This window comes from Desulfosporosinus acidiphilus SJ4, assembly GCF_000255115.2.
Lineage (GTDB): Bacteria > Bacillota > Desulfitobacteriia > Desulfitobacteriales > Desulfitobacteriaceae > Desulfosporosinus > Desulfosporosinus acidiphilus.
Genome location: NC_018068.1, coordinates 1,406,112 through 1,419,850, shown reverse-complemented (window position 1 = coordinate 1,419,850; position 13,739 = coordinate 1,406,112). Strand labels below are relative to the sequence as shown.

The window sequence follows — 13,739 nt, the reverse complement described above, 5'->3', positions numbered from 1 at the left end:
TTAGCGGGGCGCAAGGCGGCGTAATATAACTTTCTCTATTTTCCTTGGGCGGCTTTCTCCTCTAATTGTTGGTAACCCTTTATATCAACAGGGATAAATATTTTGTAATTGCCTTGATTAATCAGCTTATCCGTATAATCTTGCCATGCCTTATAAGCCTCATTCTGCCCGGCTGGAATCGAGTGTAAAACTAAGTTTCTAAGTTTCACTCTTCCTAAAAGAATTTGCGTAAATTTTATCGTTTCGGGAGAATCGATGTAATCCGTGGAAGTACTAAAACCATTGTCATTTATTGTTTTTGTATACGCTTCTTTCGCAGGGTCGCTTTCTGGTAGTGAATCCATAGATTTTTTCTGTTGTTCCAAATACGATCTAGCCTCGTCTGGAGTTACCTGCAATCCTTGGCGCATTACCTCAGTATCAATTAACGCATTTTTTACAAGAAGACCCAATGCTATTTTTTCGTAGAAAGATTCATCCTGTGGCATTTTGATATTGTTAACAAAGGCATTCTGCTTAATTGCTACTCCCCTCGTTAGCTGCAAACCCGTTATTTTTGTGTCCCCCACCTCAGCAACTATATCTGGATACTTTGTATTTTTTATATTCTTAAGGTCGGGAATTGCTATGTTCGTAGTAATTCCGACAGTGGCCTGAACTATTTGGGTATGGTTATTACTCTGTGATTTCATGCTTTGTACCGATTTAAGTATGTTTGTTGGGGCTTGTTGTTCAACTTTTTGACCACAACCGATTAAAATTTGACTAAACAGAAGTGAAAGTACAATAGATAATAAAATTCTCTTCATCAACTAAATCCCTCTTTTCTATCAAAACATTCACTCCTTACGAACCCCAAACCCAAATGCCTTCCAGCTAGAAGACCCACCTCAGCCCTACCCCCAGCTTACATTTATACCAGGCGGCTTCTTGAACTTGGGGAAGGGGCGGTGGTAATTAGTTATTAATTGAGTCAATTTCATAATGTTTAATTGTTAAAGCTCAGACCTTCAGAATTTCGTTAGTAACATTTTTTGAAGATTTATGCTGCAGCTATACGTTTGAACTTGTTCAATCGGTCTACGGCTAATTTGCAGAGGGTATAGGTCAGGATAGAAAACTCGAAATCGACTTTGGCTACGTTTCCTCGATGTCGAATGTTGTTTAACTGAAAGTACTCTTTGAGATAAGCATTAACACGTTCTACGGCTGTTCTCTGTTTATAGAGTTCAAAGTAGCGCCCACTTCCTCTGGCTGGAACGGTGTATTTTCTGGGGTCTGAGGAAACCTTAACCTTGAATACCTTTTGACACTGGTTGTTTTCTTTCAGAGGACACTCTTTGCACTCCTTGGGTTGAGTATATTTCAACGTGTCGTATCGGGAATCATAGCTATCATATCGGTAGGAATGACCTTCTTGACACTTAGGGCAAAAGTATTTGTCCTTGTCTTCAGGTAGTTGTTCATTGCGTGGATTGTAATCAATCAGGGCCCTTGACCCCATGGCTTTTGCTTGTTGGTAAATTGAGCTGTAATCGTAACCAGCATCCAAAAGCGAATAGGAAGGCTTCAGCTGGGGGTGAAGTTCATGAAGAGCCTTGAGTAGAGGAATCGCCATTTTGCCATCATTGACATTTCCCGAGGAAAGTAAGGACTTTAAAATGTATTGGCTTTTACAGTCCACGAGAAGATGACCTTTGAACCCGAACCAAAAGACGTTTTTGCCCTCGGAGTTTTTCTTAATTCCCCAGTGAGGATCTTGCGGGATTTGCTGTTCGATCGTCTTGAAATCAAGAGGAAGTTGAGCTTCAATTTTCTTCTCAAAGAGGGGTCGATTCTCTTCCAGTTCCTGTTGTTCTTTGAGCCATTTCTCCCGTTCCGATTTGGGTTTTCGTCCGCGTTTTTTGGAGGTTTGCTTGACCGGAATCTCTTCGTCTTTCTTTTTCTCAGGTTTACGGTCTCTCGCTTCAATATGAGTAGCATCGATGGCTATAACATCCCCATCGATGAAGCCTTCTTGAAACGCCTGAGAGACTAGTTCATTTTGAATTTTTTCCAAAGCAGAAGAACCCTTGATTTTTTGAATCATTCGAGTATAAGAGGACTCGCTAGGAACTGCATCAGCCATCGTAAAGCCGCAGTCGAAACGGAATTCCAAGCTGTTTTTTAATCGTTTTCGTAAATCTTTGATCGTAGGAATTCGTTCGATCACTCGAATGAATAAAGAATAGATCATGGCTGAATAGTTAAGCGTGGTTGGAGCTCCCAAAAATGCCCTTTTTGAAACCACTCTCAACAAAGGAGTAATATTCAGCGGTTCCAATAGAAGCGGATACGATTCTTTCGGTGACATTTCTAAGATTTCTTCCAAGGAAAATAGACGTTCTTGGCGAATACTAAACATTGGGAGTTCTCCTTTCAACCTCTCGGTGTTTGTTTGGTCACTTACACTTTCGAGATTTTGGGGAGGTACTCCTTTTTTTACGGGTAAAAAGCCCGCTTATATCAAGGGGTATGAATTATGAAACTAACTCAATTAGTTTTTTTTGAGATTATTAAAATAATAATAAATTCCCTGTGAGTTAAGGTCCATATCCAACCCAAAAAATTTTAACAATGACTGTCGACGATCTTTAACCCTGGAATTAGCCAATTCACCCTTGAATAGTTCCAACAAAGATTCCTTAAGTTCTTTAGTAGTACCACCTGAAGCCAAAACTCGTTGACCGATAGATTCATATGCCTCTAGCAATTCAATGTTAAGGGCAAGAATTTCAGATGCCCCTTTTGCTTTCCCAAAGTGGGCGAAATAAATATTCTCAAGGTTTAGTCCTTTTATAATCAACCGTTCCCCTACGCTCCTGGTTAGTGAATTGGTATCAATGTAGGGTTACTCCCATTATTAACACCTTCTCTGTACTCATACTGATTTAATTATATTGAATCTCCTAATAATACATTTTGCCATAGTAGGTTCCGGATTGATAATATATATTTTCCACATTCTCCCTTTATCTCCTTTAAAATCGTCAAATTAATACATTAAGAGCAAAAAGCCAGACCATCCATAAAATATGGAACAATCTGGCTATTCTAAGCTCTAACTGTTTTCAAAATCAATAACAGTCTCAAGGGGAGCTTAGTTTGGTTACTATACAATTTAAACCCCTATTTTAGAAGCCGCCTGTGGAGCGGCCTTCAGAGTGTCTGTTTTCTCAAACTAGTCACGGTCTCGACGTGCCTCGGGTGTGCGATTTGTCGGTTTAGAAAACACATATTGCCTTTACCTATTTCTTTTGGAGGTTATTTCGAGCACCCGTGATTAAATAAGGTCGTAACAAAAACCCTAACATCTTAAGAAGATTAATTCTCGAGCTGTCGATTAATTTGTTTGCTACCTCTGAATTGATTACTTTAACCAAAGTGTCCAGCTTATGGTTATCAAAGCTTTCCAAAACCCGACGAATTGCTAGAGAATTCTTATAGCTCTGTCTTAAAGGTTTTACAAGTTCTTCGTAATGACCAAGTCCACACAAATCCTTAGCCACATAAATTCCAGAGAGTATTGCAGGAAGTTGTCCAAATCCAAATGCAGGCATCATGGCTCCAAAACAATTACCAGCAAAAAAAGTATTACCGATCCGGGGATTATGACAAATCCCCATAATATATCGAGTCACTTCAAACTTATCAGTTACTCTGAATTCCTGTTTATAATCTTTACATACTCTTACAAAAAATTGGGACCAAAGGGAATCTATATCCAAACTTTGATTATGAGTATAATCAGGATATCCTAAAGTAATAGTGGCTTCCTTCTCGGAAAAAGGGAGTAAATAACCGTACCCTTGAGGGGCCAAAGAATAATTGAGCCAAATTCCTACATGGCGATTATCAAATTTCCCTTCGACCGTAACCCCTCTTAGAGTGACTGTTAATTCTTGTTGAAAATCCTGAATTTTCGCGGTGTAAGCCGCATCACCAGTGACTACAACAATATGTGTGTAATCTTGTAGTAAGTTTTCGTATGTATATTCCGAGTTAAATATTATTTCCGACTTAACTTGCCTAGATAATTGACATTCTAAGGAGTCATAATCTCTTCCCCGTACATTTAAAAAGCCTAAATGACCATGCAAGGAAGCTTGGTTATTTTCGGAAAATAGACTAATCTTTTTTATATTGCTTAATGGTTGTAAGTATATGCCATGTTCTTCTGCTAAAAAAGCATAACAATCATTGATGGGTCTATTCAAAGCAGGTAAAAATGCTTCACCGTTAACAAATCGATCTCCGACCTGACTTCTTTTCTCGAAAATGGTCGGATATATTCCGTTTTTTTCTAATGTTATCGCACAAGCCAATCCAGATAGACCAGCTCCCATTATAGCAACTTTCAATGTCATATCCTCCAAATTTCTCTTTCGTTTAATTTTGCAAATTAACCATATAAGTCTTAGTTGGGTCATCCGATGGCTGATACTGAAGCAATTTTATGTCATCTCTATTTTGGGATGTATTGATGGTAATATTTACTGATTGTTTTTTATCATGAAACATAGTTGGGTCCGCAAGACTCACCATGGTCTTAGCTGAAACCAAACCGTAAATAACATTGTTAAAAGCTGCAGAATAATGAGTCTTCGTAAAACGAAGCTTTTTAAATAGGCCAATCTTTTGTCCACCCGTATAAAGAAGCCCCCATGTCAACATGGAAGTGACCAAACCTTTGGACAAATAATGATCCTTACCAGTCTTTTTAAGCATATACATTGTAGGCAATCCGAAAACAGACCCAACCGAAAAATGTAATAGTTCACCTAAAACATAATTTTTTCGTTGATTTGTCCTTAATGGGCTTACAAAAAATTGACCTGCTAAATGGCCATAAAGTTTCTCGGTCCCCCCCGCCTTGTAGATCACTGCATTTGTTATATCCATAAAAAGAGTCCCTACAAGCCCTCCAAGAAGCCCAGTAACGACTGAATCTTTTGTTTTGAAGAACGTCATCTCTTAACCTCCCTATAATATTTCTAATTAGCATTTCCTTCGGTTAATATTTTATTTTGGTACTATATGCCACAATCAAAAGAAATTATATACTTCATACTCCTACATAATAAGACAAACTCTAATTATAATGTTACGTGTGACTTCAAAATTCTTTGCAAGAACAGAGCTACACCTATAACCTAGGAGGCCTAGAGTTAATCTTTAATACTAGTCTTTTCCTCAAAAATCAAACGGCCAAGAGGTTCAAATCCCTTAGCCGTTTTCTTCTTAGATTACCTTACTCATACGCTTTCACCCAGGTATATTTGATGAGGCCGATTTTGCATCAAGTATTTAATGTTGCCATTTCAATTAAAATGCTTTCTATCTCGTTGTCAGTCATAGGTTTATAGAAATAGTAGCCTTGGACTAAGTCACACTTTAAATGGCGATTACACAAAGCAAGGTCATTATTAAGGAAAATCCTTTCATCTAAAAACCAATATGGTACCACAGGAACATTTTCTCTTACTGCCAAAGGCATTGAGTAAAAAAAATTGCTAACGATGACTATCTTTTCCCTCTCTGCTCCGTCAAATAGATGAAGTCGTAGTGAGGGGGGGATTTTAAATGTTTGATGCTGCTAAAAAGGAAAAGGCTCTTGCGGCTCTTATCGAACTTTGTCACCATTGCGGAGATAACCATTTTGATGAATGTCCGTTGGCAAAAGCTATGGTTGCCGTAAAAGCAATTCCCACTGAATAATTGGTCCTTTCAATTAAAATGACTCACCAACCGAAATATCTCGGGGTGAGTCATTTCAATTGAAGGTATTCCCTCAAAATTTGCTTAGTTTCATTACATAATATTTATATGAGCAGAACTTCAATGCAGTTATTTCCAACTAAAACCATTGACATAATTAGAATTAAAGTGTTATCTTTTTAATTGAGAACAGTTATCATATTCAATTATATAAAGGGGGTACATAATGACTCGGGCAATTAAAATTTCACTATTGATTGTAGCGATTCTGGTAACAACGTTTCGTCCTATCACATTATTGGCATCAACTCAAACACCAAACAACATGACTCAAGCCGAAATCTTTATAGATCAAGCAATGTCTGAGGCAGATCAAGGATACTTATCAGAAGCAAAACAAAGCTATCAGAAGTTCCATGACATGTGGGGTCAAATCGAAGATGGAGTAAAACGGGAATCCGGAGGGGCGTATAAAGAGATTGAATCTAATATGGGTCAAGTGGATTACGCTTTTATGCAAAAGAAACAAGAAGGCATAACCCTGGCTTTACAAGGCCTCAAAACTGTAAATCTTAAATTTATCCATGGTGATTTTCCCAAAGGGCAACAGTTTAAACAAGAAAATATCTCACTAAGTGATTTCATAGTTCTCTTACAACAAACGAAGCTTAAAGCTCAAAACCAGCAGCAGCAAACAGCGCTCAAAGCAATTTCAAAAGTAAGAGATTCCTGGCTTAGTGTGGAAGGCGTTGTAGTTGCTCAATCCGCAGCCGTTTATAGCGATTCCGAAAGAGACATGGTCACTGTCAATGCGATGCTTTCGGCAAATCCACCAAATTATCAACGTGCAATTCAATTACTGGATCAGATGATCAATTACCTAAGTCCACTAGCAAGCAAATCGGGATATACCTTTTGGGATGCCGCTATGATTCTAATACGCGAAGGCCTTGAAGCTCTCTTGGTGATTGCTGCTTTACTGGCATTTGTCAAGAAGTCGGGGCAATCCAAGGGGAACATATGGATTTGGCTTGGCGTTTTAGGGGGGCTGCTTCTCAGCATCGTGGTCGCGATCATCGTAAAGTTTGTATTCTCCTCAGGCGCATTTGGTAATAACAATGCCCTGATCAATGGCTGGACTGGTATTTTTGCGGCTGTTATGCTCCTATACATGAGTTATTGGCTGCATAGTCAATCCAAAGCCTCCGATTGGCAAAAATACATTCGCCAAAAAAGCACATCTGCTTTAGATACTGGACGAATGGTTTCCCTGGGGCTTCTCGCTTTTTTAGCGGTCTTTCGAGAAGGAACAGAAACAGTCTTATTCTTTATAGGTATGGTCAATCAGATTAGCATGAGAGAACTTGTGCTTGGTTTAGTCCTTGGATTTGGATTTCTAAGTGCTCTGGCTTATTTAATGATTCGCTTAGGCTTAAAGCTGCCGATCCGCCCCTTTTTCATGGTATCCAGTGTCATCGTTTTTTACCTGTGTATTAAATTCACTGGAATGGGGATCCATGGATTACAACTTGCTGGTACAATACCCTCGACTACGTCTTCAAGTATACCCAGTCTAGACTTTATAGCTCTTTATCCATCATGGCAGAGTGCTATTCCTCAGTTGGCTTTGGTTATCATTGCTCTTTTCGTGATTCTTTGGAAACGGTTAAAGCCCTTAGGAGATTAGTTCATACAATAAATACATGAAATTTTGGAGGAATAATCAATGAAATCAACTCGTCTAATATTGGCATCAACTCTAATTATTGGTTTAACTGTCATTGCCGGGTGCGCAAATAGCTCATCGTCTTCAACGCAAAATCCTATCTCTCAAACATCGTCAAATCAAACAGCAACACCAACGGTAATTCATTCAGGAGTAACAAAGATGCTCAGTATTACAGATACTTTAAAGTCAGCTATTAATTCTGGTGATGAAGTAACTGTCAAGAAAACTGGACCGCAGTTAGAAGATGCTTGGAGCCCATTTGAAGACAATGTAAAACAGAAATATCCTGATCTCTATAAAAAGATCGAAGACTATCTCGATCCAACGATAGCAGGCTCTAAGGCAAGCCCGATGGATAAACAAACCCTCGGAACATTGAATGGAGAATTGACTAAAGCCTTGAAAGAATTATCCACTAAGGAATAGAGACAAAGAATATTAACGTGTAAAACCAATTACACAAAGCACCTTACACTCTCAAAGAATCCCGTTTAGCTTTTCTGAGCGGGGTTCTTTAATCTAAAAATTTGGAGTAACCTATTTCGCGTAACATGTTCCGATCTACATTCCCACCCAGGAGATGGTTAATACATATCCAATGATCTGCACATTTTTACCACTTCCCCCACTTATACGCTAGAACTTGCTTCTGCAATTCCCGCAGAACACCTTTCCGGAAAAAGCTCAAAATTAATTAATGGTCTAACGTTCATAAGTATTACCGGCATTAAGCCGGGCTTTTTATTTATAGGCTTTATTAAATAGATGTGGAAAGTCTGCATTTGAAGTTTGCCCACTATAAGCATGGGCATGAGCAAAATCATGAGTGGTACATCCGCTGTAAGCATGGGTGTGGCCACCACCAGGTAAATAAATTTCCGGGCCAGTCGCTCCCCTATAGTAATGCACGTGGCCGTCATCAAAAGTGGTTACACCGCAGTAGTAATGAACATGGGATGAACTGTAGGGTATACCATTTCCGGTTATGCCATCCATGCAGTGAATATGCCCATTAGTTAACGAAGTGCGAGAATTATAAGAGTGTACATGATAGTCTGAAGTATACAAGAAGCCCCCCCTTTGTTTCATAATATGTTCCAAACAGGACGGGGGTGACGAGTAACTTATATTTCGATTTTTTGATCTTGGTAATGAGTAACTGGTACATATTGGCTTATTATATAAAAACACCTCCAAAAGTTACCCAATATATAGTTTAGTTAGAAAGTCGATCATTTTAGCTCAAAACCTCTCTCAACTCCATCACCGTCCTAAACACAAAATCCACCTCCACCATCGACACTACCCTAACCTTCTCAACCAACTTCCTAAACAAATCCCCATCAAACTTATCCAGTGGCTTGCCGTCCCTAGCATCTAGATAAGATTTGAAATCTTCTACCAATCGGCCCTTCCACGCCCTCTCGGCCTCATCGTTCTTCCTCCTCTGCTTATGCGCTTGCAACCTTTCAATTTCAGCAGTTGAATATTCCTGGTTATTCCGCACCGCATCAATCAACTCTTGCTGAAGTTCATCTATCTTGGAATCAATAGCCTCAAAGTCAAACTGCGGGCCAGTAGTTTCTTCTGTTAAATAGGCCTCTTTATTGGCTATAATTCTATTCATTGCCCGCACAAATGCCTGCTCCAACGCCTTCTCCTTAACAGGCTTCATATCACAATCGCCGCCTGTTTGATGGTTAATACATATCCAGACAATCTGTAGATTCTTACCGCTTCCCCATTTGCTGCGACGGAATTTTGAACCGCAATTCCCGCAGAACAACTTCCCGGAAAAAGCATAATCACTTGTGAACTTACTCTTACCAGTCTTGGAATACCCCCGCATATTTGCCCGCCTCTCAAACTCCGCCTGCACCGCAGCAAACTCTTCCTTACTAATAATGGCCTCATGGCTATCCTCGACATAATACTGGGCAGCATGTCCAGTATTTTTTACTCGCTTTTTCGTTAGAAAATCTACCGTGTAAGTTTTCTGGAGCAGTGCATCGCCCATATATTTCACATTCTTGAGTATTCCAATGACCGTACTGTCATACCACTTTGTACCGCCTGCCCCAGTGATTAACCCATCCTTTTGAAGATTGCTGGCAATTTTATATGGACTTTTGCCATCCAAGAACTCCCGATAAATCCGCCGCACTACCTCGGCTTCTTCTGGAACAATAACTAACTGGCCCTGTTCATCCTTGGTGTACCCAAGGAATTTATTGTGGTTAACTAAAACCTTACCCTCTTGGAACCTGTAACTAATTCCCATCTTCGTAATCTGAGACAAATTGGAACTCTCTTCTTGTGCCAGGCTTCCGAGCAAAGTTATTAGAAATTCTCCCTTGGAATCTAACGTATTAACGACCTCTTTTTCAAAGAAAATAGCGACTCCCTTTTCTTTTAACTGACGTACATACTTCAATGTATCCAGAGTGTTCCGAGCAAATCTGCTAATTGACTTGGTAATGACCATGTCAATCTTACCTGCCATACACTCATCAATCATGCGGTTGAAGCCCTCACGTTTCTTAGTGTTCGTGCCGCTAATTCCTTCATCCGAGAAAATCTCAACAAATTCCCAAGCTGGATTGTTCTGAATATATGAGGTGTAATGCTCAACCTGCGCCTGATAACTGGATAATTGCTCTTCATTATCCGTGGAAACCCGTGCGTAAGCGCAAACTCTTAGTTTTGCTGTAGCCTCTAAACCTTTCAATTCTTGCATCGGTTTTGCTGGAATGACTGTTACTGTTGCCATTAATAAAACCTCCTTAGAAAATATCGTGACCTCGCTTCAAGGCGTAAGTTTCCTCGAAAGCAAGGCCATTTTTTAAGTGAAATATTAATTTAGTTCGTTCCTTGACTACTATTTTTTCAACCATATTCCGGTACAAATCGTCGCTGAATTCTGTGAGGTTTCCTCCCTGTGCCTCAAGCACAGCTTCAAGTTCTAGAGTTCTTGCCATTCGATTATCTCGCTTATTAATTTCAGCTATCCTATCCGATCGTTCAGTTTGAATTTGGGTTAAGGTTTTGACCAATTCCTCGTGTTCACTTTTCACCAGATTGTGGTCAGCATAACCCTTGGCTTCTATTAAAAAGAGCGCTCGTTCCTGTTTGATGAGTTTCTCAATTTCCTCATCCAACTTGGCGATGCGCTCATTATCTAACTCAGTTAACTTTTCTCGTTCCAATTTTGCCTTATAATCTCCTAACAATTTGGCTCGATCAGTACAAAGCCGATTAAACACTCTGACAAACAAACCTTTGATGGTCTCTTCTTTAATCCTCCCTACTCCACAAGAATTTTTCCTCCCTATTATATAGGTGTTGCAAATCCAGCAAACCGACTCAGCTACCGTACCACAATTGTCTATATGCCTTTTAAATGTGTTACCACAATGGCCGCAAACAATAGTTCCAGTTAAAGTATATCGATTTGTGTATTTCTCTCGGTTACCCTGAATATTGCCCTTCGATTTAGCCCTCTCCGTCATTAATTCCTGAACCTTTTCAAAATCCTCTCGGCTAATAATGACCGGATGACTATCCTTCACATAGTACATTGGGGCTTCACCAGAATTTCTCTTCCTATTATATAGGCCCGTTGTAATGGTTTTTTGAAGGTGGGCATCCCCACAATACTTTTCGTTCTTAAGAATGTCTCGAATGCTTGATTCGGCCCATTTAATCTTTCCGGAGATATTTTTAACTCTATCTGCTTCAAGACCTTTCGCTATTCGAGAAACTCCAAGGCCCGAAAGATAGTCCTTGAAAATTCGTCTCACTATGGCAGCTTGTTCATCGTTTATAACAAGATTTCCATCATGGTTTTTATCGTAGCCAAGAAAACGTTTTGTGTTAACTGAGAACTTGCCTTTCTTAAATCGCCGTTGGTTGCTCCAATGCATGTTCTGAGAAATTGAGGCCAATTCCTCCTCGGCTACTGAGCTCAAAATGCTAAGCATAAGTTCGCTTTCAGCGGTTAGAGTATTTATTTGTTCTTTCTCAAATTGGACTGCAATCCCAAGAAGTTTAAGCTTTCGGACGGTTTCCAAGCAATCAGCTGTATTCCTTGCGAAGCGGCTGATTGATTTAGTAACAATCATGTCAAACTTCCTATTCTCAGCATCCTGTACCATCCGCATAAACTCTGGTCGTTTTGCTGCATTCTTACCGGATATACCCTGGTCACTATAAATGCCTGAAAAGATCCATTCAGGATTGCTATTTATATAGGAAGTATAATGCTGGACTTGGGCCGAAAAACTTTCTTGCTGCTCGGTTTGGTTAGTTGATACCCTTACGTAGGCGCAAACTCTGAGTTTATTAAGAGGTTTGTTGAAGACTGGCGCTTTATCAATGGTACGTATCTTTTTTATGCTGCTCAACTCCCTTCACTAGCAAGGTTTGTGGGAACATATTGGTAGTAAAAAATATCCTACAACCATTGGTTGTAGGACATGATAGCTCTTGTACGGGGTGGATTGCAAGTTAATTGTTTTAGTAACAGAGACCTGATTTAAGTCCTCTATGTGTCTGGAGCTACTTAACGGTATAAGAATTAACATAATTTCGTATTTGCGAAACTTCGTCCTCACACAAAAACACGCGGTGTTTCTCAAAGAATCACCGCGTGTTTTTAAAGCGGAAAGTCTGGGATAGAGCAATAAAATTTGATCTCATTCCCAGAAGATATTTCTAGAATAGGAGGGTATAGGTGTTTCTAAGGGGATTAAATTACTACCAAAGCTTAAAGATTTTTATGTGTCCTATCACAATAAGGAGGATTTTTGGTTAGCTTGCAAGCACAGAGATAAGCATTTTCATCTTTCTCTACTCCGTAAATGCCAATAGTGTAAAAGAAGTATCTTGATGTTCTCCGTCGCAGATCGATTGGGTAGAACTTTTCCGCAAGTACACCAATAATAAGTTTCGCTCTTTTTCAGATCTAAAGAGATGGGGATTTTTGAGCGATTCCCTGTTTATCCATCATTCAAGCTTCTTTTTAAATTTTCCTATGATCTTTAATCATTTTAATAGTAATGCTACCAATGCTTTATTGCTTTCAACGCAATTTCCGCAACCGGTTCCGACCTTTGTTACGGTTTGAACCTCTTCAAAGGATTTGGCGCCATTCTTGACTGCATTTACGATATCTTTGGCAGTGACTTTCTTACAGCCGCATACAATTTGGTTTTCAGCGATTTTCTTTTTCAACAATAACTCATTGACTAAAACTTTATTACCCTCAACACAGTTTCCGCAACCGGTTCCGACTTTCGTTACGGCTTGAACCTCTTCAAAGGAACTCGCCCCATTCTTGATCGCCTTCTTAATGTCCAGATCAGAGACTTTCATACAGCCACATACTACTTGGCTTTGTTCTTTAGAAAATACTTTTGAAATGAGTGATTTTAACATTTTCATCCTCCGTTATTTTAGTTTCTTTGAAATGGCATTATCAATTGATAGTAATCCTGCACCCTTAATTAGCAAGAAGAGGGAAATCATGAACAGCGCAAAAACGTATTCAATACCGGAATTAGTGGGGCCATTTAAGAAGAACCCATTAGCCCCGTGGACTTTTGCTATGGCTACCAAATTGACAATGGCAAGCCCAAGTGCAGCCGGACGAGTTAAAAAGCCAAGAATAATTGCGATCCCGCCAAAGAACTCGGTTAATATGGCTAAACCGCCTAATGCAGCGGGAATACCCAATGAAGAAAAGAAACCGATAGTGCCTGTCCACCCGTAACCGCCAAACCAACCCAGGAGTTTTTGAGCTCCATGAGCGAAAAAGATAATTCCCAATGCAAGACGCAAAATTAAGAAACTATTGGACTCAACTGTAGCGAATATTTTATTTTTCATTTTTAAGCTCCTTCTAAAACTAACGTTTTTTAAATAATAGGTGGCGCCAACCTACTTTCATATATTAAGACGGAAAGATTTTTAAAAGGATAGGGGAGTTATAAAAAAAGTATTTGTTAAATTTTTATAGCTAGGCGACGCAGGCTACTTTGAGAATCCAGTTGTTAAGGGAGTAAGAAAACGTAATCTTTTCGGAGATAATTGGAATTTGGTTGTCGAAATGTTTTTTGACCCCTAATTTTGGACTGGAATAACGAAAGTTAGGTTAGTCTTCTCGCTCAGTCATGATACTTGTATCATTAACGGATAAAACAAACCTCCTGCTACAGAAATTAATTCTTTAGCAAGAGGTGATTGATTCATAGTC

At 39.4% G+C, this 13,739-nt stretch carries 14 protein-coding genes; 3 read left to right on the top strand and 11 right to left on the bottom strand.

The window, feature by feature from the left end; genetic code table 11:
- Positions 1-35: 35 nt before the first annotated feature.
- From DESACI_RS06485 to DESACI_RS06465, 5 genes are all read right to left on the bottom strand, one after another.
- Positions 36-809, bottom strand: a complete 774-nt coding sequence (locus DESACI_RS06485) for a SurA N-terminal domain-containing protein (protein ID WP_014826383.1) — start codon at positions 807-809, stop codon at positions 36-38.
- A 233-nt stretch (positions 810-1,042) separates the two neighbouring features.
- Complete coding sequence (locus tag DESACI_RS06480) at positions 1,043-2,404, bottom strand: IS1182 family transposase (RefSeq protein WP_014826382.1); 1,362 nt, start codon at positions 2,402-2,404, stop codon at positions 1,043-1,045.
- A 132-nt stretch (positions 2,405-2,536) separates the two neighbouring features.
- Complete coding sequence (locus DESACI_RS06475; protein ID WP_014826381.1) at positions 2,537-2,845, bottom strand: hypothetical protein; 309 nt, start codon at positions 2,843-2,845, stop codon at positions 2,537-2,539.
- 442 nt (positions 2,846-3,287) lie between these two features.
- Positions 3,288-4,406, bottom strand: a complete 1,119-nt coding sequence (locus DESACI_RS06470; protein ID WP_427846739.1) for an NAD(P)/FAD-dependent oxidoreductase — start codon at positions 4,404-4,406, stop codon at positions 3,288-3,290.
- A 22-nt stretch (positions 4,407-4,428) separates the two neighbouring features.
- A complete protein-coding gene (locus DESACI_RS06465; RefSeq protein ID WP_014826379.1) occupies positions 4,429-5,010 on the bottom strand; it encodes a hypothetical protein in 582 nt (193 codons plus the stop codon).
- A gap of 612 nt (positions 5,011-5,622) precedes the next feature.
- On the opposite strand from DESACI_RS06465, the gene DESACI_RS25390 reads away from it, so the two are divergent.
- The 3 genes from DESACI_RS25390 (at position 5,623) to DESACI_RS06455 (ending at position 7,912) form a co-directional block, all read left to right on the top strand.
- Positions 5,623-5,757, top strand: coding sequence for a hypothetical protein (locus DESACI_RS25390; RefSeq protein WP_014826378.1), 135 nt, complete (start codon positions 5,623-5,625; stop codon positions 5,755-5,757).
- Between the two features lie 226 nt (positions 5,758-5,983).
- Positions 5,984-7,444 (top strand): FTR1 family iron permease, encoded by a 1,461-nt coding sequence (locus DESACI_RS06460; protein ID WP_014826377.1) that lies wholly within the window; start codon positions 5,984-5,986, stop codon positions 7,442-7,444.
- Between the two features lie 39 nt (positions 7,445-7,483).
- Positions 7,484-7,912 carry a hypothetical protein gene (locus DESACI_RS06455; protein ID WP_014826376.1) on the top strand — a complete coding sequence of 143 codons (429 nt, stop codon included), beginning with the start codon at positions 7,484-7,486 and terminating at the stop codon, positions 7,910-7,912.
- Between the two features lie 315 nt (positions 7,913-8,227).
- On the opposite strand, the gene DESACI_RS23505 is transcribed toward DESACI_RS06455, so the two are convergent.
- From DESACI_RS23505 to DESACI_RS06430, 6 genes are all read right to left on the bottom strand, one after another.
- The gene (locus tag DESACI_RS23505; protein ID WP_014826375.1) at positions 8,228-8,554 is read right to left on the bottom strand and encodes a YmaF family protein; all 327 of its coding nucleotides are present in this window, start codon (positions 8,552-8,554) and stop codon (positions 8,228-8,230) included.
- A 169-nt stretch (positions 8,555-8,723) separates the two neighbouring features.
- Entirely contained in the window at positions 8,724-10,256 is a 1,533-nt protein-coding gene (locus DESACI_RS06445; RefSeq protein ID WP_014826374.1) for a recombinase family protein, read from the bottom strand.
- A 13-nt stretch (positions 10,257-10,269) separates the two neighbouring features.
- Positions 10,270-11,889: a recombinase family protein gene (locus tag DESACI_RS06440; RefSeq protein ID WP_014826373.1), complete on the bottom strand. Its 1,620-nt coding sequence runs from the start codon at positions 11,887-11,889 to the stop codon at positions 10,270-10,272.
- Positions 11,890-12,251: 362 nt separating this feature from the next.
- Positions 12,252-12,347, bottom strand: a complete 96-nt coding sequence (locus DESACI_RS25075; protein WP_242833173.1) for a CDGSH iron-sulfur domain-containing protein — start codon at positions 12,345-12,347, stop codon at positions 12,252-12,254.
- Positions 12,348-12,529: 182 nt separating this feature from the next.
- Positions 12,530-12,922 carry a (2Fe-2S)-binding protein gene (locus DESACI_RS06435; RefSeq protein ID WP_014826372.1) on the bottom strand — a complete coding sequence of 131 codons (393 nt, stop codon included), beginning with the start codon at positions 12,920-12,922 and terminating at the stop codon, positions 12,530-12,532.
- Between the two features lie 12 nt (positions 12,923-12,934).
- A complete protein-coding gene (locus DESACI_RS06430; RefSeq protein ID WP_014826371.1) occupies positions 12,935-13,372 on the bottom strand; it encodes a DoxX family protein in 438 nt (145 codons plus the stop codon).
- Between the last annotated feature and the right edge of the window lie 367 nt (positions 13,373-13,739).